21 protein-coding genes are annotated in these 23,561 nt (G+C 69.6%); 13 read left to right on the forward strand and 8 right to left on the reverse strand.

The window, feature by feature from the left end:
- Positions 1–158 precede the first annotated feature (158 nt).
- Positions 159–1,988 (forward strand): ABC transporter ATP-binding protein, encoded by a 1,830-nt coding sequence (locus DFR39_RS00680; protein WP_246030676.1) that lies wholly within the window; start codon positions 159–161, stop codon positions 1,986–1,988.
- A gap of 18 nt (positions 1,989–2,006) precedes the next feature.
- Here the strand turns inward: DFR39_RS00680 and DFR39_RS00685 are convergent, their stop codons facing one another.
- The gene (locus tag DFR39_RS00685) at positions 2,007–2,798 is read right to left on the reverse strand and encodes a substrate-binding periplasmic protein (protein ID WP_162849356.1); all 792 of its coding nucleotides are present in this window, start codon (positions 2,796–2,798) and stop codon (positions 2,007–2,009) included.
- An 88-nt stretch (positions 2,799–2,886) separates the two neighbouring features.
- Entirely contained in the window at positions 2,887–3,825 is a 939-nt protein-coding gene (locus DFR39_RS00690) for a diguanylate cyclase domain-containing protein (protein ID WP_133601611.1), read from the reverse strand.
- Positions 3,826–3,991: 166 nt separating this feature from the next.
- Here DFR39_RS00690 and DFR39_RS00695 point away from each other — a divergent pair, with 166 nt between their 5' ends.
- The 6 genes from DFR39_RS00695 to pssA all read left to right on the forward strand — a co-directional run bounded on the left by DFR39_RS00695 (position 3,992) and on the right by pssA (position 10,342).
- Entirely contained in the window at positions 3,992–6,616 is a 2,625-nt protein-coding gene (locus tag DFR39_RS00695) for a bifunctional diguanylate cyclase/phosphodiesterase (protein ID WP_133601612.1), read from the forward strand.
- 130 nt (positions 6,617–6,746) lie between these two features.
- Positions 6,747–7,349, forward strand: a complete 603-nt coding sequence (locus tag DFR39_RS00700) for a hypothetical protein (protein ID WP_133601613.1) — start codon at positions 6,747–6,749, stop codon at positions 7,347–7,349.
- A gap of 47 nt (positions 7,350–7,396) precedes the next feature.
- Positions 7,397–7,639: an HPr-rel-A system PqqD family peptide chaperone gene (locus DFR39_RS19745; protein WP_281277224.1), complete on the forward strand. Its 243-nt coding sequence runs from the start codon at positions 7,397–7,399 to the stop codon at positions 7,637–7,639.
- Positions 7,636–8,571: an HprK-related kinase A gene (locus tag DFR39_RS00710; protein ID WP_133601615.1), complete on the forward strand. Its 936-nt coding sequence runs from the start codon at positions 7,636–7,638 to the stop codon at positions 8,569–8,571. Before DFR39_RS19745 ends, DFR39_RS00710 begins: the two co-directional genes overlap by 4 nt.
- Positions 8,568–9,689: a nucleotidyltransferase domain-containing protein gene (locus DFR39_RS00715; RefSeq protein ID WP_133601616.1), complete on the forward strand. Its 1,122-nt coding sequence runs from the start codon at positions 8,568–8,570 to the stop codon at positions 9,687–9,689. The genes DFR39_RS00710 and DFR39_RS00715 overlap by 4 nt, the downstream gene beginning before the upstream one ends.
- A gap of 35 nt (positions 9,690–9,724) precedes the next feature.
- On the forward strand, positions 9,725–10,342 hold the full coding sequence (gene pssA / locus DFR39_RS00720; protein ID WP_133601617.1) for a CDP-diacylglycerol--serine O-phosphatidyltransferase: 618 nt from the start codon (positions 9,725–9,727) through the stop codon (positions 10,340–10,342).
- An 8-nt stretch (positions 10,343–10,350) separates the two neighbouring features.
- On the opposite strand, the gene DFR39_RS00725 is transcribed toward pssA, so the two are convergent.
- Positions 10,351–11,334: a DMT family transporter gene (locus tag DFR39_RS00725; RefSeq protein WP_133601618.1), complete on the reverse strand. Its 984-nt coding sequence runs from the start codon at positions 11,332–11,334 to the stop codon at positions 10,351–10,353.
- Between the two features lie 57 nt (positions 11,335–11,391).
- Positions 11,392–12,045, reverse strand: a complete 654-nt coding sequence (locus DFR39_RS00730; RefSeq protein ID WP_162849358.1) for a diguanylate cyclase domain-containing protein — start codon at positions 12,043–12,045, stop codon at positions 11,392–11,394.
- Positions 12,046–12,257: 212 nt separating this feature from the next.
- On the opposite strand from DFR39_RS00730, the gene DFR39_RS00735 reads away from it, so the two are divergent.
- Genes DFR39_RS00735 through DFR39_RS00745 form a run of 3 tightly spaced genes read left to right on the forward strand, consistent with a single transcriptional unit; the run spans position 12,258 to position 15,976 of the window.
- Positions 12,258–12,818, forward strand: a complete 561-nt coding sequence (locus tag DFR39_RS00735) for an ECF-type sigma factor (RefSeq protein WP_133601620.1) — start codon at positions 12,258–12,260, stop codon at positions 12,816–12,818.
- A 7-nt stretch (positions 12,819–12,825) separates the two neighbouring features.
- Entirely contained in the window at positions 12,826–15,579 is a 2,754-nt protein-coding gene (locus tag DFR39_RS00740) for a serine/threonine-protein kinase (RefSeq protein WP_133601621.1), read from the forward strand.
- Between the two features lie 28 nt (positions 15,580–15,607).
- The gene (locus tag DFR39_RS00745; RefSeq protein ID WP_133601622.1) at positions 15,608–15,976 is read left to right on the forward strand and encodes a hypothetical protein; all 369 of its coding nucleotides are present in this window, start codon (positions 15,608–15,610) and stop codon (positions 15,974–15,976) included.
- 95 nt (positions 15,977–16,071) lie between these two features.
- On the opposite strand, the gene DFR39_RS00750 is transcribed toward DFR39_RS00745, so the two are convergent.
- Entirely contained in the window at positions 16,072–16,413 is a 342-nt protein-coding gene (locus tag DFR39_RS00750) for a hypothetical protein (RefSeq protein WP_133601623.1), read from the reverse strand.
- Positions 16,414–16,475: 62 nt separating this feature from the next.
- Here DFR39_RS00750 and DFR39_RS00755 point away from each other — a divergent pair, with 62 nt between their 5' ends.
- Positions 16,476–18,395 carry a PhoX family protein gene (locus tag DFR39_RS00755; RefSeq protein ID WP_133601624.1) on the forward strand — a complete coding sequence of 640 codons (1,920 nt, stop codon included), beginning with the start codon at positions 16,476–16,478 and terminating at the stop codon, positions 18,393–18,395.
- Between the two features lie 35 nt (positions 18,396–18,430).
- On the opposite strand, the gene feoB is transcribed toward DFR39_RS00755, so the two are convergent.
- Together feoB and DFR39_RS00765 are read right to left on the reverse strand one after the other, a co-directional pair.
- Positions 18,431–20,332, reverse strand: coding sequence for a ferrous iron transporter B (feoB, locus tag DFR39_RS00760; protein ID WP_133601625.1), 1,902 nt, complete (start codon positions 20,330–20,332; stop codon positions 18,431–18,433).
- The gene (locus DFR39_RS00765) at positions 20,329–20,589 is read right to left on the reverse strand and encodes a FeoA family protein (RefSeq protein ID WP_133601626.1); all 261 of its coding nucleotides are present in this window, start codon (positions 20,587–20,589) and stop codon (positions 20,329–20,331) included. Before DFR39_RS00765 ends, feoB begins: the two co-directional genes overlap by 4 nt.
- 162 nt (positions 20,590–20,751) lie before the next feature.
- Between DFR39_RS00765 and DFR39_RS00770 the strand changes: the two genes are divergently transcribed.
- A complete protein-coding gene (locus tag DFR39_RS00770; protein ID WP_133601627.1) occupies positions 20,752–21,798 on the forward strand; it encodes a 2-hydroxyacid dehydrogenase in 1,047 nt (348 codons plus the stop codon).
- A 32-nt stretch (positions 21,799–21,830) separates the two neighbouring features.
- Positions 21,831–22,769, forward strand: a complete 939-nt coding sequence (locus DFR39_RS00775; RefSeq protein ID WP_133601628.1) for a GGDEF domain-containing protein — start codon at positions 21,831–21,833, stop codon at positions 22,767–22,769.
- Positions 22,770–22,789: 20 nt separating this feature from the next.
- Here DFR39_RS00775 and DFR39_RS00780 read toward each other — a convergent pair whose 3' ends face one another.
- On the reverse strand, positions 22,790–23,461 hold the full coding sequence (locus DFR39_RS00780; protein ID WP_246030632.1) for a CAP domain-containing protein: 672 nt from the start codon (positions 23,459–23,461) through the stop codon (positions 22,790–22,792).
- Positions 23,462–23,561: the final 100 nt, after the last annotated feature.

Consider the following 23,561-nt stretch of genomic DNA (forward strand, 5'->3'; position numbering starts at 1 on the left):
CGCGGGCCTTTCGCCACCCTCACCGCAAGGGGTCGCCAAGGCGACCCCTCTTCCATGGGCAAGCTCGCTGCTGTCACCCGCTGGCCGCTGCGCTGCGCTAGCCTTGCCTCCCGGTGACCTGCCGATAACCTCCCGATAGCCTGCCGAGGTGCCTCTTGTTGTTCAGCTGGTTTGAAAAGCGCGTCGATCCCTATCCGGACACGCCGCCCCCGCAGCCCCCGCAGGGCTTCTTTGCCTTCGTCTGGTCGGCCACCGCCGGCATGCGGCCCCTGATCCTGGGCATGACCCTGCTGACGGCCCTGTTCGGGGCCTTCGAAGCCCTGCTCTTCGCCATGATGGGCTCGGTGGTGGACTGGCTGGCCCAGACCGCGCCCCAGGAGCTCTGGGCCAAGGAAAAGGGCAATCTGCTGCTGCTGGGCGCCCTGCTGCTGGGCAGCGTGGGTCTGGTCGCGCTGCAGGCCATCAGCAAGTACCAGGGCCTGTCCAGCAACTTCCCGATGCGGCTGCGCTGGGACTTCCACCGCCACCTGCTGGGTCAGAGCCTGTCCTTCTACCAGGACGAGTTCGCTGGCCGCGTCTCGGCCAAGCTGATGCAGACCGCGCTGGCGGTGCGCGACTGCTGGCTGATCGTGACCGACATCCTGGTCTTCATCACCATCTACTTCCTCACCATGCTGGGCGTGGTGGGCAGCTTTGACCTCTATCTGCTCCTGCCCTTCGGCCTGTGGCTGCTGTGCTATCTGGCCGCCCTGCGCTACTACGTGCCCCGCCTGGGCCAGGCCGCCAGCGAGCAGGCCGATGCGCGCAGCCTGATGACGGGCCGCATCACCGACGCCTACACCAATATCAGCACGGTCAAGCTGTTCTCGCACAGCCAGCGCGAGGCCCAGTTCGCCCGCGGTGCCATGCAGGAGTTCCTGGGCACGGCCTACCGCCAGATGCGCCTGATCAGCGGCTTCGAGATCGTCAACCACGCGCTCAGCATGCTGCTGGTGGCCAGCACCACGGGTCTGACCCTGTGGCTGTGGATGCGCGGCGAGGTGGGCGTGGGCGCGGTGGCGGCGGCCACCGCCATGGCCCTGCGCCTGAACGGCATCTCGCACTGGATCATGTGGGAGATGGCCGAACTGTTCGAGAACATCGGCACGGTGCAAGACGGCATCAGCACCCTGTCGCGCCCCGTGGCGGTGCTGGACGCGCCCGGGGCCAAGCCGCTGGAGGTCAGCCAGGGCGAGCTGCGCTTCGAGAACGTGAGCTTCGCCTACGGCGGCAAGAAGCCGGTGCTCAAGAACCTGAATCTCACGATCCGCCCGGGCGAGAAGATCGGCCTGGTGGGCCGCTCCGGCGCGGGCAAGTCCACGCTGGTGAACCTGCTGCTGCGCTTCTATGACCTGGAGCAGGGCCGCATCCTGATCGATGGCCAGGACATCGCCCAGGTCACCCAGCACAGCCTGCGCGCCCAGATCGGCATGGTGACCCAGGACACCAGCCTGCTGCACCGCTCGGTGCGCGACAACCTGCTCTACGGCCGCCCCGAGGCCAGCGATGCACAGATGATCGCCGCCGCCGAGCGCGCCGAGGCGCATGAATTCATCCAGAGTCTCACCGACCCCAAGGGCCGCCAAGGTTACGAGGCCCATGTGGGCGAGCGCGGCGTCAAGCTCAGCGGCGGCCAGCGCCAGCGCGTGGCCATTGCCCGGGTGATGCTCAAGGATGCGCCCATCCTCTTGCTGGACGAGGCCACCAGCGCCCTGGACTCCGAGGTCGAAACCGCCATCCAGCGCAGCCTCTACCGCCTGATGGAGGGCAAGACCGTGGTGGCCATCGCCCATCGTCTCTCCACCATCGCGGCCATGGACCGCCTGATCGTGATGGACGGTGGCGAGATCGTCGAGCAGGGCAGCCATGCCGAGCTGCTGGCCAGCGGAGGCCTCTATGCCCGGCTCTGGGCCCACCAAAGCGGTGGCTTCCTCGGTGAGGAGGCTTGATGACTGCAGCCCACCCGCTCAGGGCAGGGGCATGCTGTGCCGGTTGGCGATCGCCGCTGCGCTGCCATCGCTGCGCATCTGCTCCCAGACCTGACGCAGGCGCCGGGCCAGCGCCTCATCGCTCCTCAGGCTCAGGGCCATGGAGGGTCTTGACGAGGAAAAGGCCAGCGCCGGTTCCAGGTCTTGCGCAGAGTAGCCATAGGACTCCACGATGGCACTCATCAACAGACTGTTGAAGGCCACCAGCTGCACGCGTCCGGCAAAGAACTTGCGCAGCAGCACGGTGTAGTCGCCGCTGGTGTCCAGATGTTCGCCGGGCTGGAGACCCAGGGCCAAGAGTTCGCGCTCGGACACATCATCCTTGATCACACCCGTGAGATAGCGCTTGGCGTCGGCCACTTCCTGAAGCTTTACATCGGGTCGGCTGCGCAGGCGATAGAGCATGCCGCGCCGCTGGCTGATCTGGCCAATCCAGCGGAACTGCGACTCGCGCTCGGGCAGCCGTACGATGGCGGGGACGAGGATATTGGGGTGCTCACGGGCGCGCTGCATCACGCGCGGCCAGGAATCGAATTCGTAGACCGCCTCCACGCCCGCCCGCCCCAGCAGCTCACGCGAGATCTCGACCGCAAAGCCTTCGGGCTGTCCATCGGCCCCCCGCATGGAGAAGGGGCGGAACTCCTCCAGCAGCACCGTGATGCGCCATGTCTGGCTGGCTGTCGCCCTCGCACCCATCAGCAGCAGGGCCGGCGCCAGCAGCAGGAGCCGGCGGCGAGGGGCCGCAGCGATCAGGGACGTTTCAAGAGGCATGGCTGAGCACTCCCGTGATTCCATGCATTCTGCGCCGCGGGCACCATCGCCCGCAATCATCGGCTGCGCAGCGAGCTGCGCTCGGCGATCAGGGGGAAGGCTGGCCATCATCTCCTTCGTCCAGATCCACCAGCCGCTTGCCGCCCTCCTGACGCGCCAGGCTCAGGGCCTTGAGGGCCCGCTGCAGCAGATCCGGCGCGGGCTCGGACCAGCGCGCCTCAACCAAGCCCGCCGAACAGGTATAGGCCGGCGCAGCCTGTGTTGCGTCCTGCTCCCGCTGCTGCACACGCCGCAAGAGCCGGCTGGCGATGGAGCGGGCCTGCCCGCGCCCGGCGGTCGGCAAGATGAGCAAGAACTCCCGCTCGCCCAGGCGGCCGCAAGCGTCTTCGCGCCGGGTGCTGGCCTGCAGCCTGAGCGCCAGATCCCGCACCGGCCCGTCATCCGGGCCCGGCGCGGTGTTCTGCGACAGAGCTGGCACGCCATCCAGGCCCAGGGCCACCACGCACAGCGGCCAAGCGTCCTCGCTCGCCATGCGCTGCTGCAGCAGCTGCTGCAAATCCCGGCCCTGGGGCATGCCCTCCAGCAGATCGACACATACGTCCTGCGCGGCGCCTTCCTCCACGCGTCCCCGGCGCTCTTGGCGCAGGGCGCTGATATCCGTGCCCTGCAGCAGCAGCCAGCCCTCGGGAGACAAGCTCTCCTGGATCCAGAAGCAGCGGCCGTCCCAGAAATCCACGGCCGCGGCCGTACGGCGCAGCCTGTTGCGGCGGGCCAAGGTGGCCGCCAGCCAGGCTTCGATATCGTCCGCCTCGATCAGCACACCCCGTCCCAGGCGATGGCAGTCGCGCATGAGGGTGGCCCAGCCCGGCTGACCCGCCCCCGGGACCAGGCCATAGGCCTGGAAGAAGGCCGGATTGCCGTGACACAGCCGGTCCTGCGGGTCGAACAGGGCCAGCAGACTCTGGCCCTGGTCCAGCAAAGCACACAGCATGTCCCGCAAATCCTGAGACATGGCGCCAGCGCTCATGGGGCAAGTCCTTTCCTGTCATACAGGCGCACACCGTAACATCGGCGCCAGCTCCGTCAAGCCAAGGCACCGTGCGGAAACCGGAAGAGAAGGTAGGAAAACGACAGTGCGCAGGACCGCGCAAGCTTCAAGGACCGCAGACTGCGCGGCATTGCCGTGTAAAGTGATGCCAGCACCGCAACCCCAGGCCACGGCCCTGCCCGAGCCGAAGCGCCTGCGCGGATCGCTGGAGGCCGGTCTTGCCGCCCAAGGACTCAAGAAGGAGCAAGGATTGGCTGGTGCCCTGAGACCCTCGCTGCGCACCGCCATCGCGGTGCCATTCGTGCTGTTGTTCGCCGCGACGGTGCTGCTGCAGGCCCTGACCCAGCAGCGTCATATCGACCAGCTGGTCCTCAAGGAAAGCGAGCGCCAGCTGGCCTCGCTGGCAGCCAACACCCGCAACCGCCTCGCTCTGTTTCTGGGTGAGCCCTTTCGCATCCAGCTCTCATTGGCCGATGCGATCGCGCGTCACGACCTCTACCACCCGGGCGATATGCGCGAGATCTGGCGCTATCTGCGTGGTGTCTATGGCGATCTCTACGCGGACGAAAGCCAGATCAGTGTGCTGAGTTTTGGCAGTCAGCAGGGTGATTACGCGGGCCTGCGGCGTGAGACCGGGGGATACACCCTGATGCTGAAGGACCGCAGCACCCAGGGCGCGCTGCGCATCTTCGCGGGCGACAGCCCCGGCGAGGTCACGGCCGAGTTTCCGGGCTACGACCCCCGGGTCCGCCCCTGGTATGCCCCGGCGGCGCAGAGTCTCAAGCCCTCCTGGTCGGCCATCTACGTCAACCGCGATGAGCGCGCCGAGGTCACCATCTCCGCCATTGCACCGGTGCTGCAGGAGAAGAGTCTGCTGGGCGTGATCGCCGCCGACGTCAAGCTCACCGGCCTCAACCGCTTTCTGCGCGATGAGCCCATGCGCGGCCGTGGCATGGTCTTCATCACCGAGCTCGACGGTCGGCTGGTCGCACATTCGGAACCCGGCGGCGTCACGGGCGAGGGCGGACGCGGCGAGCGCCCCCTGATGCGCGAAAGCGCCATCGCCCTGATGCGCAGCGCTGCACCCATCGTGGATGCCGCGCCCACGGAAAGCGGCAGCGGCTTCATCCTGGAACATCTGGGCGAGCGCTACTTTGGCCGCGTCAGCCCCTACTCCGACACCCGCGGCCTGGACTGGCGCATCGTGGTCCTGGTGCCCGAGGCCGATCTGCTGGGCGAGATCCGCAGCGCCCAGGGGCGCAGCATGCTGCTGATTGCCGGCATCGCCCTGCTGGCCATCGCCCTGGGGCTGTGGGGCATAGGCCGGGTCACCCGCCCCATCCTGGACACGGCAGCCGCGGCCAACCGTCTGGCACGCGGGCGCTGGCAGGACAGCCCCCCGGGCAGTATTGCCGAGGCGGCCACCCTGCGCGAAACTGCCCTGCTGGTGCGCGCCTTCAATGAGATGGCCGAACGTCTGCAGCAGTCCTTCGGTCGCATGCGGGATCAGCTGGTCTATGACGAGCTCACCCGCGCCCTGACCCGCCGCGGCCTGCTGGAACAGGCCGACTGGATACAGCCACGTGCAGCGGTCCTGGTGCTGGTGGGGCTGGACGGCTTCCGCGCCATCAACAACAGCCTGGGTCACGCCACCGGCGACCGGCTGCTGCAGGGCATTGCCGCGCGCCTGCGGGAGCAGTTGCCGGGCATGCGCCTGGCGCGGGTGGGTGGTGATGAGTTCGCCCTGCTGCAGCCAGACCTGCTGGCGCCGCTGGACGAGGCCGGCCTGGCCCGCCTGGGGGCCGATGTGATGGCCTTGTTCGATGAGCCCTTCGGTTCGGGTGAAGACGATATCCTGGTCAAGGCCTCGGCCGGCGTGGTGGGCGGACGCCTGCCTGCCAGCGGCCTGGTCGACTGGCTGCGCCATGCCAGTGTGGCCCTGGGTGAGGCCAAGCAGCTGGGCCGTGGCCAGGTGGTGGTGTTCGAGCCAGCCATGATGGAGCGCTCCACCCAGCACGCCCGTCTGTCCATGGAGCTGCGCCAGGCCCTGGAACGCGGGGAGTTGCGCGTGCACTACCAGCCCCTGGTCGCCCTGGACGATGGCCGCCTGCTGGGTATGGAAGCCTTGCTGCGCTGGCAACACCCGGAACGCGGCTGGATTCCGCCCGGCAGCTTCATCCCCGTGGCCGAAGAGTCGGACCTGATCCTGACCCTGGGCGACTGGGTGCTGGGCCAGGCCACGCGCGATATCGCCCAACGCCTGCACAGCCTGCCCCCCGGCTTTGGCCTGCATGTGAATGTCTCGGTGCGCCAGCTCATCCAATCCGACTTCGCCCTCACCCTGCAACAAGCCCTGCGCGACAGCGGCCTGCCGGCCTCGCGCCTGACCCTGGAAATCACGGAATCCCTGCTCCTGGTCCAGGACGCTGCCACCGAATCCAGGCTGCGCCAGCTGCGCCAGCTGGGCGTCAAGATCGCCATCGACGACTTTGGCACCGGCTACTCCTCCCTGGCCTATCTGCAACGCCTGCCCTTTGACTGCCTCAAGATTGACCAGAGTTTCGTGCGCAACCTCTCCAAATCGGCACAGGACGCCGCCATCGTCACCGCCGTGCTGCGCATGGCCGAGGGCCTGGGCGTAGAGGCCGTGGCGGAGGGGGTGGAAACCGAGGCCGAGGCCGCCCGGCTGCGCGATCTGGGCTGCACCCGAGCCCAGGGCTATCTCTATGGAAAACCCCAGGAGATCGACGCCTGGCAAGCCCGCCCATGAGCCAAACGGCAGCCACCCGATCTGGGGGGGGGCGCTTTCCCTGGCCCAGGATGTATGAAACACTGCCCCATCACCGGTTGCAAGAGGCCGGAACAGCGCCCCCTGCGGGCATGTTTGTGCGGGAAACGCCATGGATAAAGACCAGTTCGACCAAGCCACTTCCTCCGGGCCCCAGGCCGCGGATGGCCAAGCCCTGAACGCTCGTCGCCGCCTGCTCAAGGGCGGCCTGGGCCTGGCACCGGTGGCCATGACCATGGCCAGCCGCCCCGTTCTGGCTGGCACCGAGACCTGCCACGGCCCCACCGGCTTCCAATCCGCACCGCCCAGCCGCATCGGCCAGACGCCCTCCTGCACCATCGGCCGCGGCCAAGGGCCCTCGGCCTGGGCCATCAAGTCGTCGAGCAACTACCCCGGCGGGGCAGACACGGCCAATCGGCACTTCTCGGTGGCCATGAATGACGCCCGCCTCTTCGGCAGCCTGACTGTGCGACAGGTTGTTTCCGGCAGCTTCGGCTCCGCCGGCGGCACCAGCGAAGACAAGGAAGTGGCGCGCCGCGTAGCGGCTGCCTACCTGAACGCCCTGAGTGGCCAAGGCTTCCCCATGACCGTGCTGCAGGTTCAGCAGCTCTGGCAAGGCTATATCAGCAAGAGCTACCGCCCGGGCGGCGCCGGTGTGGTCTGGAAGGACGCGGCACAGTTCCTGAAGTATCTCAACTACGTGATGAGCGCGTGAGCAAGGCGGCCGCCCGCTGGCGGAGCCTGCTGCCCCCACATGCTCCGGTGCGGCACTGGGATGGAGACTGCTTGGTCTTCAACCCTCGCAACGCCAGCACTCATCTGCTGAGCAGCGAATCCTACGAGGTGCTGCGCACCCTGCAGCAGTCAAAAGCGTCCCTGCTGGAAGCCGAGCTGGCCCGCGAACTGGCAGGCGATGATCTGCTGCCCGAGGGCTTTGCCCTGGAGCTCGCTCGCTGCCTTCAGCACTTCGAGGATCTCGGTCTGGCCGAGTCCCTGCCCGCGTGAAGCTCGCAGCCCTGCCGCCGGCCGAGCTCCAAGCCCGGCTTTCGTCGGGGCGCCTGTGCCTGCGCACCGGCCCCTTTGCCCTGCGCCTGCGCTCCCGCCTGCCCCATGTGGCCGAGGCCGTGGGCCTGCTCTATGCCGATCACCCCCTGCTGGATGAAGGCGGCTTCTTGGACTTTCACCCCCGGGTGGATGCCCAGCCCGGCCTGCGCCGCTGGCTGCGGCCCCAGGCCCAGTTCGAGCTGGACGGACACCGTCCTTTCAGCCCCATGGCCCTGGCCCAGGCCGCGCCCATGCTGGAGTGGGGCCTGAACTGGTGCGTCACCGAACACGCCCATCAGTACATCGTGATCCATGCCGCCGTGGTGGAGCGCGGTGGGCGCGCCGCCCTGCTGCCGGCGCCACCCGGCTCGGGCAAGAGCACCCTGTGTGCGGCCCTGGTCAACCGGGGCTGGCGCCTGCTCTCGGACGAGCTGGCCCTGATCGACCCCGCGCGGGGACTGTTTCAGCCCCTGGCCCGGCCGGTGAGCCTGAAGAATCGCTCCATCGAGGTGATTCGCAGCTTTGCCCCCGAGGCCCGATTCAGCGCCGTGGTGCACGACACCCTCAAGGGCAGCGTGGCGCATATGAAGCCCCCCGCCGAGAGCGTGCGGCGCGATCAGGAACCGGCCCGGCTGGGCTGGATCGTCTTTCCCCGCTACCAGGCCGGCGCGCCCCTGCAGGCCCGCGCCCTGCCGCGCGCAAGAGGCTTTATGCAGCTGCTGGAGCACGCCTTCAACTACCACCTGCACGGCAGCCGCGGCTTTGAATGCCTGGCCGATATGGTGGCGCCGGCCCAGGCCCTGGACTTCAGCTACAGCCAGCTGGACGAGGCCATGCACTTCTTTGAAGGTCTGGCTGCCGACCAGGCCCGTCTGGAGCCCGTGGCCGCATGACTGCCCCGCACGCCCTGCTGATCCAGGTCCTGCGCGAGCCCGCGCGCCTGGCCGCCCTGAGCCCGGCCGAATGGGATCTGCTGATCCGTCAGGCCCGGCGCAGCCGCCTGCTGGCCCATCTGGCCTGGCGGGTTGAGGAGCAAGGCTGCGAGGCGCCCGCGGCGGCGGCGGCCCACCTGCAGGCGGCCCGCCATGTGGCCGACAGCCAGCATGCCGCGGTGCTCTGGGAAAACCGCTTCATCGCCCAGGCCCTGGCCGGCCTGAACATCCCGGTGCTGCTGCTCAAGGGCGGCGCCTATGCCCAGGCCGGCCTGCGCGCCGGGCGCGGGCGCCTGCTCACCGATATCGACATCCTGGTGCCCCTGGCCCGCATCGAGGCGGTGGAGTCCGAGCTCATCATCCATGGCTGGGTGGGCAGCGAGGAGCTCACCGCACACGACCAGCGCTACTACCGCGAATGGATGCACGAGATCCCGCCCATGCGCCATATGCGCCGCAGCAGCGTGATCGATGTGCACCACAACATCCTGCCGCGCACCGGCCGCATCCGGGTGGACGCGCAAGTCCTGCTGGACGCCGCCCTGCCCCTGCCGGACGCCCCCGGTCTGTACCGCCTGTCCGACCCCGATCTGCTGCTGCACAGTGCCTGCCATCTGTTCCTGGACGGTGAATTCGACAAGGGCCTGCGCGATCTGGTCGATATTGACGCCCTGCTGCGCGAGTTCGGCGCCGCCCGGCCCGATTTCTGGCCGACCCTGGCCGCCCGGGCCCGCGAGCTGGGCCTGAGCCGGGTGCTGTTCTACGCCCTGCGCCAGGCGCAGCGCCTGCTGGGCAGCCCCGTGCCCGAGTCCCTGCTGCAGGCGCTGACAGCCGAGGCCGCACCCTCCGCCCCCCTGCTGGCCCTGATGGACGCCCTCTTTCTGCGCGCCCTGCAGCCTGACCACGCCAGCTGCGATCGCCCCGGCAGCGCCCTGGCCCGCCGCCTGCTCTATCTACGGGGTCACTGGCTGCGCATGCCCTGGCACCTGCTGCTCATGCATCTGAGCATCAAGGCCCTGGCCCCCAAGCCCAAAGCCCAATCCGCCCAGGCGGCCCAGGCGGTACAAGCCCGCCCCTGATCCGGCCGAGGCGGGCCTGGCTTATGCTCTGGGCCATGAACCGTCCCAAGCCTTTCTCCATGATCCGCGAGTTCCATCTCGCCGACTGGTTCACCCTGGGCAATGCCTTCTGCGGCGTGGGCGCCCTGTTTGCGGTGATGAGCTATTTGCAGAGCGGCGAGGTGCAGCACCTCTTCTACGCCTGCGCCCTGATCCCGGCGGCCCTCGTCTTCGACGTGCTCGACGGGCGCATCGCCCGCTGGCGCCAGCAAAGCTCGGCCATGGGCCGCGAGCTGGACTCCCTGGCCGACATCATCTCCTTCGGCGTGGCGCCCGCCGTCATCGCCTATGGCTGCGGCATGCAAGGCCTGTACGACCGCATCATCCTGGTCTTCTTCGTGGCCTGCGGCGTGTCGCGCCTGGCCCGCTTCAACATCACCGCCGAAAAGCTCAGCGAGGGTGGCGACAAGGTCAAGTACTTCGAGGGCACGCCCATCCCCACCTCCCTGGCCCTGGTCCTGGTGCTGTGGGTGGCGGCCGCCCAGGGCGCCCTGGGCGATCAGCTCTGGTTGGGCGAGCTCAAGCTTGCCGGCTTCACGCTGCACCCCCTGGTGCTGATGTTCGCGGTCTCCGGCTCCCTGATGGTCAGCCGCATCCGCATTCCCAAGCTCTAAGGCCGGGCCTAAGGCTGGGTCTCAGGCTGGGGTACAGCCCGGCGCTCGGGCTTGACGCGCAGGGCCCACACCACCCCGCCCACCAGCAGGGCAATGCCCAGCAAGGTCAGGGTCGCGGGCACCTGCCCTCGCAGCACGAAGGCATAGGCCAATGCAGCCAGGGTCTCGAACACGATGAGCTGCCCCACCAGGCTGGTAGGCAGGCGCTGGCTGGCCTCGTTCCAGCACAGGGTGCCCAGCCAGGAGGCACACAGGCCCACGGCCAGCATCAGGCCGATATAGGCCCAGGGCCGCGGACCCAGGGGCAAGTCCAGGCCCGCGTCCAGCAGGCCGGCCCATTGCAAGCCCGGCAGGGCGGCCAGGCCCAGCAGGGCCATGGGCAGGGTCATCAGGCCCTGGGCCGTGGCCCAGGCACGGGGACTGCGGTCGCTGTGGGCGCGCAGCCAGTCGGCATTGCGGATGGGATACCAGGTCCAGCAGGCCAGGGCCGCCACGGCCAGCAGGGCGCCCTCGGCATAGCGGCGCAGCTCGCCCGGCCCGGCCTCGCGGGCCAGGGCCGCCAGCTCCACCTGGTTGACGCAGGCAATGCCCGCCGCGATCAGGACCAGGGAGGGCGCCAGACGCCGCCAGGGCAGCAGGCCGTCGCGCTCGTGGTCACGCAGATTCGAGCAGATGGCAATCACCACGGGCAGGGTGCCGATGATGACCGTGGGCAGCGGTCCGCCCGCGCGCTGTATGGCCGCCGAGAGGCAGAGGTAGTAGAGAAAGTTGCCGATGGCGCTGAGCTTGAGCGCCTCCAGCCAGTCGCCCGGCGCCAGCACGCGCAGGGCACGCCAGTCCACCAGGGCCAGGGGCAGGGCAATCAGGCCAAAGGCCAGATAGCGTCCCACGGTGAGCAGAGCCGCCGGATAGTCCGGCAGCATCAGGGGCGCGACAAAGACCAGGCCCCACATCAGGCCGGCCGCCAGGGCAAACAGGGTTCCAGCAAGCATCGCGCCATCATGCCCCAGGGCCGGGGCCGCGAAGCGCTCAGCCGCTGGCGCGGGGGCTCAGGATCGCACCAGCGACAGCGGCGCCCCGGCCTGCGGCAGGGCGGGGGCTGGGCCGGTGGGGCCGCCGTGCAGTCCCTGCTCGGCCACCTGCAGCAGCTCCATGGCGCTGCGCCCCGACTCCCGATACACCGCCCGGCCCATGCGCAGCAGGGCATACAGGCGCTGCGTCTCCACCCCATAGGGCCCGCACAAGGCCTTGTGCAGGCGGGCCCGCACGGTCTCGGCCTCGTCGCGCCCGGCGTCCACCAGCACCACGCCAAACTGGCGCTCTCCCACCCGGGCCACCACATCGCCGCCCCGCACCCGCGCCCTCAGCCGGGTGCCCAGGGCCAGCAGCAAGGCCTCCTGGGCGCGGCCCCGCGCGCCGGGACCGCCGGGACCATCGGCCGCGGCCGCGCTCGCCGGTGCGTCAGCCAGCTCCACCTCCAGCAAGAGCACGGCGGCCCGCAAGCCATGGCGGCGACATTCGCCCAGCTGGCGCTCCAGCAGCACGGCAAACTGGCTCAGGCCCTGCACCCGGGGCAGCTCGGCCTGCGCTGCCTTGCGCTGCCCCCCGCCTGCCGCCTGCTCGCCGCAGGAGGGCGGCAGGGCCTCGGCCAGCACGGCAGCGGCCGGCGGCAGCGGATAGGGCGGGGGCAGATGCTTCTGCATGACGAAGAGACCTCCAACAACGGCTTCCATGTTCTGCGCCCCCCGAGTTCCGGGCGGGCGGGTTGAGGACATGAGTGACGCGGCCGCTGCCTCCCTGACCGCTATTCCGCGCCCTTGTTCATGCCCTCATTCACTAAAACGCAAAGACCCCGCTCAACCCGACAGGGCTTTGCAAAGAATTTGTCCGGCCGCGCTGCTAGAGTCCGGCCACCATGGACAGCCCCGCCATCACCCTGCTGCTGAAAGCCGCCTCCCAGGGCGACGCCCAGGCCGGCGAGCGTGTGCTGGAGCGCCTGTATGCCGAGCTGCGCCGCCTGGCCCGCCAGCGCCTGCATCAGGCGGGCGAACCCACGGCCCTGAACCCCACGGCCCTGGTGCACGAGTCCTGGCTGCGCCTGCACCAGGCCGGCGAGCTGGACTTTGCCGACCGCGGCCGCTTTCTGGCCTATGCGGCCAAGGTGATGCACAGCATCGTGATCGACCAGATCCGCGCCCGCCAGGCCCAGCGCCGCGGCGGCGATCTGGAGCAGGTCACCTTCAATACCGCCGTGGCCGATCTGCCCGCCCAGGGCGAAGACCAGGTCTTGCGCGTGCACGAGGCCCTGGAGGAACTGGCCGCCCTGGACGAGCGCCTGGCCCAGGTGGTGGAAATGCGCTACTTTGGTGGCCTGCTGGAAAGCGAGATCGCAGCCGCTCTGGGCGTGACCGAGCGCACCGTGCAGCGCGACTGGCAAAAGGCCCGGCTCTTCCTGGCCCAGGCCCTGAGACACTGAGCGCCCCATGCAAGACTTGGCCCCCGAAAACGCCCTGCCCTCGGATCCAAAGGCCCGCTGGCAGCGCCTGAGCCCCCTGCTGGACGAGCTGCTGGACATGGAGCCCACGGCCCGGGCCGCCCGCCTGGCTGCCATGCAAGACCTGGCCCCGGAGCTGGCCGCCGAGCTGGAGCGCCTGCTGGCCCAGGACGCCGCGCTGGAAGCCCAGGGCTTTCTGGCCCAGCCCGCCCTGCCCCCCACGCTCAGCGCCGTGGTGGCCCTGCCCGGCCAGACCGTGGGCGCCTACCGCCTGGAGCGCGAGATCGGTCACGGCGGCATGGGCTCGGTCTGGCTGGCCCGGCGCACCGACGGCCGCTTCGAGGGCCTGGTGGCCATCAAGTTCCTCACCTCCGGCCTGCTGGGCCAGGGTGATGCCGCCCGCTTCGCCCGCGAGGGCCAGATCCTGGCCCGCCTCACCCACCCACATATCGCGCGCCTGATCGATGCCGGCGTGGCCCAGGACGGGCTGCAGCCCTATCTGGTGCTGGAGTATGTGGAAGAGGGCTTGCCCATCGACCGCTTCTGCGAGAGCCGGCAGCTGGACACCGCGCAGCGCATCACCCTCTTCCTGGACGTGCTGGCCGCCGTGGCCCACGCGCACAACCGCCTGATCCTGCACCGCGACCTCAAGCCCGGCAACATCCTGGTGGACCGCCAGGGCCAGGTGAAGCTGCTGGACTTCGGCATTGCCAAGCTGCTGGGCGACCCGACCCAGGCCCTGGGCGGTGCCGAGGCCACCGAACTCACCCGCCAGGCCGGCCGCGCCTTCACCCCCCAGTTCGCCGCGCCCGAGCAGGTGCAGGGCGGCGAGGTGAGCACCGCCACCGATGTCTATGCCCTGGGCGTGCTGCTCTACCTCCTGCTCAGCGGCGGCAAGCACCCCACGGCCGGCGCCACCCGCGCCGAGGCCCAGGCCCTGGACCGCCTGCGCGCCGTGGTGGAAGAAGAGCCCAAGCGCCTGTCCGATCAGCTGCGCAGCCAGGGCGAGGCCCGCCGCGCCCGCGAGCTGCGCGGTGACCTGGACACCATCTGCGCCAAGGCCCTCAAGAAACGCCCCAGCGAGCGCTATGAGAACGCCGCCGCCCTGGCCGAGGACCTGCGCCGCTGGCTGCAGCACGAACCCATCGCGGCGCGGCCGGACAGCCGGCTCTATGTGCTGGGCCGCTTCCTGCGCCGCCATCGCCTGGCGGTCGGCGCGGGCAGCGTGGCCGTGTCGGCCCTGCTGGGTCTGACCGGTCTGAGCGTGCTGCAGGCCCAGCGCGCCGCGGCGGCGGAACAGCAGGCCCAGACGCGGCGCCAGCAGGCCGACGATCTGCTGGCCTATATGCTGGGCGACTTCGCCGACAAGCTGCGGCCGATTGGCCGGCTGGAACTGCTGGACAACGTCGGCGGCAAGGCCCTCAGCCACCTGGCAGCGGCCAAGGAGCAGGCCTCACCGCAGGAGCGCCTGCATCGCGCCAAGGCCCTCACCGTGATCGGCGAGGTGCGGGTCTCCAAGCGGGAGCTGGAGGCGGCCATCGAGCCGCTGCAGCAGGCCAATGCCTTGCTGCAGGCGGAACCGCCCACGCCGGAACTGGTCCCCGCCTGGCGCAAGGCGCAGGGTGCGGCGGCGTTCTGGTTGGGGCATGTGTACTACACGCAGCGGAAATTCGCACCCGCCCAGCGGGCCTGGGAGCGCTATCGCGAGGTCAGTGAGCAATGGCTTGCGGTCTTGCCTCAGGACCTGGACGGGCTGGTTGAGCTGTCCTACGCGGAAAACAGCCTAGGGTCCTTGCTTCTCGACCAGGGCCGCGTGCGGACTGCCGAACAGGCATTTCGGCGCTCCGTTGCGCTGAAAAGCCACGTGTTGGCACAACGGCCGAACGATGCCACGCTGCAAGCGGAATGGTCCGAGAGTCTGAGTTGGCTGGGCTCCAGCCTGCTCCAGATGGGCCGCTACGTGCAAGCTCAGGCCGTTTTTCGCCAAGCCCTGGAGCAGGCTCAGGACCTGCGAACCAAGTACCCGGCGGATCAAGCTTGGCTGAGGAAGGTTGGCCATGCGGCCAACAGGCTGGCCGATGCGCTGTGGCGTGATGGCCAGCCACGGGCCGCAACCGAGCACTTTGTCCTGGCGACCGAGGCCTTCCGGACGCTCAGTGCGCTGGACCCCCAGAACCGTGCCTGGACGATGGCATTGATTCGCGCCGAGGCCGGTGTGCTGCGCGGACAAGCCAGCCAGATCCGGGCTGTCGAAGACCTGCAGCGGCGCCTGGCCGCGCTGGAAGCAGGTCGTACGCCCTTGGCTCGGCTGCACCCGCTGCGTGCCGAGTTGGTGCAATTGCACGCGCAGGCATTGCGACACAAGGGGCAGGACTTGGCAGCGGCGCAAGTCCTGGTGGAGAACACCCTGGCCCAGTTGCGCAGGGACAAGATCGCACATGGGGCTGATCTGACGCTGAGCCAGGCCATGCTGGAGCTATCGCTGTTCCAGGCCGAGACGCTGAGTGTCGATCCGGCGCAGCGCACGGCGCGGTGCCAGGCCTTGTGGGCCGAGCTGAGTAGTGCCCCCCTGGCCGCTCTGCTGCGGGAGCATGCCGGGTTCACCCGGCTGGCAGTACGAACCCAAACCTGTCTGGGCCGGGCCGAGGAAGCCCGTGCCCTGCAGCAATGGCTGGATGCCCAGCACCGCTGGGCATCCAGCCCCCCTCAGCCGGTACCACCGAAGGCGGTGCCTAACTCTTGAAACCACCCGCTAGGAGAACCCTGACACCATGGCCAACACCTTCTACGTCAAAGCAAGCGCAGACCCGAGCAACCTGTATGCGCTGTGCACATACTACACCGACCCCGAGTGCCAGCACCAAGTCGACTCGCCGCTGAGAATCCCGCAGCAGGCCGGCGGCGTGACTTTCCAATTGGTGGCCAATGGCAACAACTGGCAGATGGTCGGCGCCGTCGCCGACCGTGTCGACACCCCGGAGATCGATCCCACGATGGTCCTGGCCGCCAATAACGCGGTCACCATTGCCATGCCCACCAGCACCAAGATCACCGAAGGCGTGGTGCTGGTATTCACCAGCACCAACGTACCCACCCAGCTCTACGCCAGCTCCGATCCTCAGGTCGAGAACACGGACTGAGTCCTGTATCGGCGGCTGGGCGAGCCCGCGGCGCCAGGGCCGAGAGCTGGCGAGATTCCCGAGGAAAGGCAAACGGTCAACTTTCGGGCCTGTGTTCACTCCGTATCCCGCCCCCACGACAGCGAGATCGGCTTGCGCTCGCCCCCCTTGCGGGTGCACAGCACGGCGTCGAAACCCTGGCGGCCGCCGTTCGTGGCGGCGGCCAGCAGGCCTTGCAGGTCCTTGGGGCTGAGCGACTCGGCATCGCGGCGGAACTGCTTGATGGCCAGGGCCAGCAGCTCGCGCGAGACGGCCCCATGGGTCAGCTGCACGGCCAGCAGCCATTCCTGATCGCCGGCCGCGGCGGCGCGGGCATCGAACCACCAGTCGGGCTCGCTGCTCAGCCCGGCCTGCAGCGCGCGATCCTGATATGCGCCGCGCAGCGAAGCTTCTGTCACACATTTGTCACACCACCCCGCAATCCTTGCAGGCTTTGTCGGCAGCCCAGGAGTGAGCCACCATGGCCAAGGATTTCGAGCAGATGGAAGACAGCAACCGCTCGGCGAATGCGAGCATCCACGAGGTCTCGGACCCCGCGCGACGCCGCCTGCTGGGTGGCGGCCTGGGCCTGGGGGTGAGCCTGGGCCTGGGCGGCCTGCTGGCGCCGCTGGCGGGCTGCTCGACCACCGCCACCGGCAGCAGCGGCCCCCGCTTCAGCTTCAAGAGTGTGCCGGTGTCCACGGCCGACCGCGTGATCGTGCCCGAGGGCTACACGGTGCAGGTGATCGCGCCCTGGGGCGATCCGGTGGGCGTGTCGGGCGACAGCCCGGCCTTCAAGTTCGACGCCAGCAATAGCGCGGCCGAGCAGGAGGTGCAGCTGGGCATGCACCACGACGGCATCCACTTCTTCAGCCAGGACGGCTCCAAGAGCGGCCTGCTGGTGATGAACCACGAGTACACCGACGACGGCCTGCTGCACCCCGACGGCATGAAGACCTGGAACGCTGCCAAGGTGCGCAAGGCCCAGGCCGCGCACGGCATCTCGGTGGTGGAAGTGGCCCAGCAGGCCGACGGCCGCTGGGAGTTGGTGCGGCCCTCGCCCTGGGCGCGTCGCATCACGGCCAACACGCCCATGCAGATCAGCGGACCGGCCGCCGGCCATGCGCTGATGAAGACGGCGGCGGATGCCAGCGGCCGCCGCGTGCTGGGCACCTTCAACAACTGCGCCAGCGGCATCACGCCCTGGGGCACCTACCTGACCTGCGAAGAGAACTTCATCAACTACTTCCGGGGTCCTGAGCAGCCCGACGCCCACCAGACCCGCTGGGGCATGAAGAAGGGCGACGGTGGCTATCGCTGGGCCGAGTTCGACGAGCGCTTCGACGCCGCCAAGCACCCCAACGAGGCCAACCGCCACGGCTGGGTGGTGGAGATCGACCCCTACGACTTCAGCGCCACCCCCGTCAAGCGCACCGCCCTGGGCCGCGCCGCGCACGAGGGGGCCACCGTGGCCCAGACCCGCGACGGCCGCGCCGTGGTCTATATGGGCGAGGACGCGCGCTTCGAGTACATCTACAAATTCGTCAGCCGCGACAAGATCCGCCCCGGCGGCGCCAAGGCCAATGCCGAGCTGCTGGACCATGGCACGCTCTATGTGGCCCGCTTCGAGGCCGATGGGCGCGGCCGCTGGCTGCCGCTGCGCCATGGCCAGGGCCCGCTCACCGCGGCCCAGGGCTTTGCGGATCAGGGCGAGGTGCTGATCAAGAGCCGCCAGGCCAGCGACGCGCTGGGCGCCACCAAGATGGACCGCCCCGAGTGGATCGCCGTGGACCAGCAGGGCTTTGTGTACTGCACCCTGACGAATAACAGCAACCGCGGCGGCGCCAAGCAGCCCGGCGTGGACGCGGCCAATCCGCGCGCCAACAACACCATGGGCCACATCATCCGCTGGAAGGAAGATGGCGACTTCGACGGCGAGCGCTTCGCCTGGAACCACTTCCTGCTGGCCGGCGACCCGAGCAACGAACGCGCCGAGGCCCAGGGCAATGTCAAGGGCGACGCCCTGGGCTGCCCCGATGGCCTGTGGGTGGACGGCCGCGGCATCCTGTGGATCCAGACCGATATGAGCACCTCGGCCATGGGCAAGGGCGATCTGAAGAACCTGGGCAACAACGCCATGCTGGCCGCCGACCCGCTGACGGGTGAGGTGCGCCGCTTCCTGGTGGGCCCGGTGGGCTGCGAGATCACCGGCGCCACCAGCACGCCGGACGGCCGCACCTTCTTCATCAACGTCCAGCATCCCGGCGAAAGCCCCAGCGAGCGCAGCGACCCGGCCGCCCCCAGCAAGAACTCCAACTGGCCCGACTTCCGCCCCGACGGCCGGCCGCGCTCGGCCACCCTGGTGATCCGCAAGGCCGATGGGGGCGTGATCGGCACTTGAGCCCGAGGGCTGAACGCAGCGCCTTGGCGTCGCGCTCAGCCCAGCAGCCAGCCGCTGATCCGGTACGTCAGGAAGGCGGCCGCATAGGCCAGGGCGAAGAGGTAGGCCAGCATCAGGGCCGGGATCTTGTAGCCCCCGGTCTCGCGCCGCACTGCAGCCAGGGTAGACAGGCATTGCGGCGCGAACACAAACCAGGCCAGGAGCGAGAAGGCCGTGGGCAGGCCCCATTGCGCTGCGATCAGACCGCTCAGGACCTGGGCCGCTTCCTCACCGGCGGCCGAGAGCGCGTAGACCGTGCCCAGGGCGCTGACCACCACCTCGCGCGCCGCCATGCCGGGCACCAGGGCCAGGCTGATTTGCCAATTGAAGCCCAGGGGCTCGAAGATGAGGGCCAGGCCGCGGCCTATCCATCCGGCCACGCTGTAGTAGATGGGCGGCTGGGTGGCTCCGGCCGGCGCAGCGGGAAAGCTGGACAGCAGCCACAGCAGCAGGGTCAGGGTGAGGATCACGCCGCCCACGCGGCGCAGAAAGATCTGGGCCCGCTGCCACAGGCCCAGGGCCACAGCGCGCAGGCTGGGCCAGTGGTAGGCGGGCAGCTCCATCATCAGGGGCCGCACCTGGCGCCCGCTCTGGGTGAAGCGCTTGAGCAGCCAGGCCACGGCCATGGCGCCCAGGATGCCCGCGCCGTAAAGCGCGAAGAGCACCAGGCCCTGCAGCTCCACCCAGCCGCCCAGCAGCTCGCGCTGAGGCACGAAGGCTCCGATCAGCAGGGCATAGACCGGCAGGCGGGCCGAGCAGGTCATCAGCGGGGAGATCAGGATGGTGACCAGGCGGTCGCGCGGGTTGGCGATGGAGCGCGTGGCCATGATGCCCGGAATGGCACAGGCAAAGCTGGACAGCAAGGGGATGAAGCTGCGCCCCGACAGGCCCACGCCACCCATCAACCGGTCCAGCAGATAGGCCGCGCGCGGCAGATAGCCCGACTCCTCCAGCAGCAGAATGAAGAAGAACAGAATCAGGATCTGAGGCAGAAAGACCAGCACCCCGCCCACGCCGGCAATCAGGCCGTCCACCAGCAGGCTGCGCGGCCAGCCGTCCAGGGCCGTGCCCTGCAGGGCCGCCCCGGCCTGCTCGCCCAGCCAGGCGCTGCCAGCCTCGATCCAGCCCATGGGCGCCTCGGCCCAGCTGTAGACGGCCTGGAAGAGCCCGAAGAGCAGCAGGGTCAGCAGCAGCGGACCCACGATGGGGTGGAGCAGCACGCGATCCAGCCGGTCGCTGGGCAGCTCGGGCGTGTCGCGGTCCAGGCCCAGCTGCTGCAGGATGGCATTGACCCGCGCCTGGTCCTGGGCGCCGTCGGCCGGCGTCTCGACCGGAGCCGGCAGGTCCCAAAGTTCGCGCCGGTCCAGCAGGTCGCGCAGCGCGTCCAGGCCCTCGCCCTGGGTGGCCACGGTGCGCAGCACCGGCACGCCCAGGGCGCGGCCCAGGGCCTCGGGATCGATCTGCAAGCCGCGACGCGCCGCCAGATCGGCCATGTTCAACGCCACCACCATGGGCAGGCCCAGGCGCTGCACCGCCAGCACCAGGCGCAGATTGCGGCGCAGATTGGTGGCATCCAGCACGCACACCACCAAGTCCGGCCGCTTCTCGCCGCGGGCGCGACCGGCCAGCACCTCGCAGGTCACGCGCTCGTCGGGAGAGCGGGGGTAGAGGCTGTAGGTGCCGGGCAGGTCCAGCAGACGCAAGACCTTGCCCGCGGCCGTCTTGAGCCGGCCCTCCTTGCGCTCCACCGTCACGCCGGCGTAGTTGGCCACCTTCTGGCGGCTGCCGGTCAGGCGGTTGAACAGCGCGGTCTTGCCGCAGTTCGGATTGCCCACCAGGGCCAGCAGAGGCCCGGCGGGGTGGATGTGGATCACCGATTCCTTGCAGGCGCCGCTCATGCCATATCGCCCTTCAGCAGGATGCAGGCCGCCTCGGCCCGGCGCAGGGCGAATGTCGATTGCCCGATGCGCACCACCAGGGGCTCGCCGCCCAGCAAGGCCCGGCTGAGCACACGCACGGGCTCACCCGCCACGAAGCCGATCTGTTCCAGCCAGGGGCCCCACTCCGGGGCGTGGGTCGGCGGATTCAGACCGGCCACGCGATGGGATGCGCCAATTTCGGCCTGGGCAAGCGTCAGGGTCAGGTCTTGAGGCATGGTGCAGGCGACGAACGCCGAATTGAAGCTGCATCATTCTAATTGCGATTGACTCTCATTACGGTACGCACACCGTCCGCATCAAGTCGGACCGGCGCGACCGGTTCTGCGCTAGTCTTGCCGGGTGATCCCTCGCTCCATGCGCCCTGCCGCGCCCCTGCCATGAACAGCTCCCACCCCCGGGCCGAGCAGCTCGCCCGCGTGCTGGTCTACAGCGCCCGCCCCTATGACCGCGAGTTCCTGGAGCGCGCCCGCCTGGCCGCCGACCCGCAGGAAAAACGCTGGCGCTTCGACTATCTGGAGGCCCGGCTGGAGCTGGCGACGGTGAGCGCGGCGGCCGGCGCGCTGGCGGTCTGCGTCTTCGTCAACGACCGCCTGGACGCGCCGGTGCTGGAGGCCTTGGCGGCCCAGGGCCAGCGCCTGGTCCTGCTGCGCTGCGCCGGCTACAACCAGGTGGATCTCGACGCGGCCGCCCGCCTGGGCCTGGCGGTCGCACGGGTGCCGGAGTACTCGCCCCATGCGGTGGCCGAGCACGCGGCGGCCTTGCTGCTGAGCCTGAACCGCAAGATCCACCGCGCCCATGCCCGGGTGCGCGAGGGCAATTTCGCCCTGGATGGCCTGCTGGGCTTTGATCTGCATGGCCGCACCGTGGGCCTGGTCGGCACGGGCAAGATCGCCCGCTGCTTTGCGCGCATCATGGGGCCGGGCTTCGGCTGCACCCTGCTGGGCAGCGATCCGCAGCCCAGCCCCGAATGCGAGGCCCTGGGCCTGCGCTATGTGGCGCTGGAGGAGCTGCTGGCCCGCAGCGATATCGTCAGCCTGCACTGCCCGCTCACCCCCCAGACCCGCCACCTCATCGACGCGGCGGCCCTGGCGCGCATGAAGCCCGGTGCGGTGCTGCTCAACACCAGCCGCGGCGCGGTGCTGGATGCGCGGGCGGCCATTGCCGCGCTCAAGAGCGGCCGGCTGGGCGGTCTGGCCCTGGATGTGTATGAGGAGGAAGGCGACTGCTTCTTCCGCGACCTCTCCGGCGAAGCCCTGCAGGACGATGTGCTGGCCCGCCTGCTGACCTTCCCCAATGTGCTGATCACGGGCCACCAGGGCTTTTTCACGGCCGAGGCCCTGAGTGCCATTGCCGCCACCACGGTGGAGAATCTGAGCAGCTTCGAGCTGCAAGGGCAGCCGCGCCATGCGGTGCCGGCCGCCTGAGCCCAGCCCCCCCCGCGTGCCAGCCAGCCACCATGCACAGCCCGCCCCTGCCCCCGACCGACCCCGAGCTGCTGGCGCAGATGCTGGCCCTGCAGGAGGCCAGCCCGCAGCTGATCGGGGTCTTCGACCAGCACGATGTGCTGCGCTTTGCCAACCCGGCGTTTCGCGAGGCCTTCAACCTGGCGCCGGAGGCGCAGCCGCGCTGGCTGGACATGATGCGCGCCAATGCCCGCGCGGGCCGCGGCAGCGTGGTCTCGGCGCCGCCCGCGGAGCTGGAGAACTGGCTGGCAGCCGTGGCCTCACGACGCGGCAAGCAGGCCTTTCGCGCCTTTGAGGCCGATCTGATGGACGGCCGCTGGATCTGGATGTGCGAGACCCTGCTGCCCAATGGCTGGATGTTCTGCTGCGCCAGCGATATCAGCTCGCTCAAGACCGATGGCCGGGCCCTGCGCCTGCAGCGCGACCAGGCCCTGCGCGCCGCCCAGACCGATGTGCTCACCGGCATCAGCAACCGCGCCCATGTGCTGCAGCAGCTGGAGCAACAGCTGGCCGGCCTGCACCAGCCGGGGCGACGTCTGGCGGTGATCCTGCTCGATCTGGACCGCTTCAAGCAGATCAATGACGGCCTGGGCCATGAGGCGGGCGACCGCGTGCTCTGCGACTTCGCCCGCCGGCTGCAGCGCAGCACCAGGCGGGGCGATGCCTGCGGTCGCATGGGCGGCGAGGAGTTTCTGCTCCTGCTGGCCGATGTGGAGGCCGAGCAGGCCCGCGCCATCGTGGAGCGTCTGCTGGAGCAGCTGCGCCAGTCACGACCGCTGGCCGAGCAGCCCCTGTTCCGCTACACCTGCTCGGCAGGCCTGGCCGTGGCCCGCGCCGGGGACAGCGCGCGCAGCGTGTGCCAGCGTGCCGACGTGGCGCTCTACCAGGCCAAGGCCGCCGGCCGCGATCGCTGCGTGCTGGCCAGTGACTGAGGCCGCCCGCCTGGCCCGGCTCAGCGCGGCGTGGCCAGCACCTGGGTCCAGGCCCAGCGCACGCTGCTGGCGCTATTGCTCTGGCTCTGCCGCACACAGGCTAGACCCATCTCGGTGAAGGCGGCGTTCATGATGTTGCGGCAATGGCCCTCGCTCTTCATCCAGCCCTCCACCACGGCGGCGCTGCTGGTGTAGCCGTAGGCAATGTTCTCGCCCCAGCGGCTCCAGCTGTAGCCCGCGGCGCTGATGCGCTGGCCGGCGCTGCTGCCGTCCGAGCCGGTGTGGCTGAAGAAGCTCTTGTCCACCATGTCCTGCGAATGGCGGGCCGCCCCCTGGGCCAGGCTGGCTTTCCAGCTGAGCGCCGGCGCCGCGGGCAGGCTTTGCGTGCCGCAGACCGCGCCGCGAGCTCGCCGCTCATTGACCAGGCGCAGCAGCTCGGCCTGGAAGTCGGCCAGCTCGCATTGCTGGGCGCTGCTGAGGCCGGAGTCGGCGGCGGGGCCGGGCACGGGGCTGACGGGCGGGGTGGACGGGGTGGGAGCCACAGGCGTGGCGGGCGTGGCGGGCGCCGCGGGCCCGGCCGGTGTGGCGGGAGCGGCGGCGCTGCTCTTATCTTCTTCCCCACCGCCGCCGCCACCGCAGGCGGCCAGGCTCAGCAGCAGCAAGAGGCTGCCCAGGCGGGTCGCCGCGCCCAAGCGGGGCGGAACGAGAGCGGTGGAAGCGGGGCGGAGCAAATGCATGGCGCTACGGCGTGAGGGCTGACAAGGGCCGGATTCTGAAGCCCGCCAAGCGCCT

The organism is Roseateles asaccharophilus (assembly GCF_004362405.1).
GTDB lineage: Bacteria > Pseudomonadota > Gammaproteobacteria > Burkholderiales > Burkholderiaceae_C > Kinneretia > Kinneretia asaccharophila.

Excerpts from the sequence above, each read along its gene's own strand:
- DFR39_RS00755 (WP_133601624.1), top strand. The coding sequence starts at position 16,476 with ATGGCCAAGGATTTCGAGCAGATGGAAGACAGCAACCGCTCGGCGAAT.
- DFR39_RS00715 (WP_133601616.1), top strand. The coding sequence starts at position 8,568 with ATGACTGCCCCGCACGCCCTGCTGATCCAGGTCCTGCGCGAGCCCGCG.
- DFR39_RS00690 (WP_133601611.1), bottom strand. The coding sequence starts at position 3,825 with ATGAGCGCTGGCGCCATGTCTCAGGATTTGCGGGACATGCTGTGTGCT.
- DFR39_RS00775 (WP_133601628.1), top strand. The coding sequence starts at position 21,831 with ATGCACAGCCCGCCCCTGCCCCCGACCGACCCCGAGCTGCTGGCGCAG.
- DFR39_RS00745 (WP_133601622.1), top strand. The coding sequence starts at position 15,608 with ATGGCCAACACCTTCTACGTCAAAGCAAGCGCAGACCCGAGCAACCTG.
- DFR39_RS00765 (WP_133601626.1), bottom strand. The coding sequence starts at position 20,589 with ATGCCTCAAGACCTGACCCTGACGCTTGCCCAGGCCGAAATTGGCGCA.
- DFR39_RS00685 (WP_162849356.1), bottom strand. The coding sequence starts at position 2,798 with ATGCCTCTTGAAACGTCCCTGATCGCTGCGGCCCCTCGCCGCCGGCTC.
- DFR39_RS00770 (WP_133601627.1), top strand. The coding sequence starts at position 20,752 with ATGAACAGCTCCCACCCCCGGGCCGAGCAGCTCGCCCGCGTGCTGGTC.
- pssA (WP_133601617.1), top strand. The coding sequence starts at position 9,725 with ATGAACCGTCCCAAGCCTTTCTCCATGATCCGCGAGTTCCATCTCGCC.
- feoB (WP_133601625.1), bottom strand. The coding sequence starts at position 20,332 with ATGAGCGGCGCCTGCAAGGAATCGGTGATCCACATCCACCCCGCCGGG.
- DFR39_RS00695 (WP_133601612.1), top strand. The coding sequence starts at position 3,992 with ATGCCAGCACCGCAACCCCAGGCCACGGCCCTGCCCGAGCCGAAGCGC.
- DFR39_RS00700 (WP_133601613.1), top strand. The coding sequence starts at position 6,747 with ATGGATAAAGACCAGTTCGACCAAGCCACTTCCTCCGGGCCCCAGGCC.
- DFR39_RS00740 (WP_133601621.1), top strand. The coding sequence starts at position 12,826 with ATGCAAGACTTGGCCCCCGAAAACGCCCTGCCCTCGGATCCAAAGGCC.
- DFR39_RS00725 (WP_133601618.1), bottom strand. The coding sequence starts at position 11,334 with ATGCTTGCTGGAACCCTGTTTGCCCTGGCGGCCGGCCTGATGTGGGGC.
- DFR39_RS00730 (WP_162849358.1), bottom strand. The coding sequence starts at position 12,045 with ATGCAGAAGCATCTGCCCCCGCCCTATCCGCTGCCGCCGGCCGCTGCC.
- DFR39_RS00735 (WP_133601620.1), top strand. The coding sequence starts at position 12,258 with ATGGACAGCCCCGCCATCACCCTGCTGCTGAAAGCCGCCTCCCAGGGC.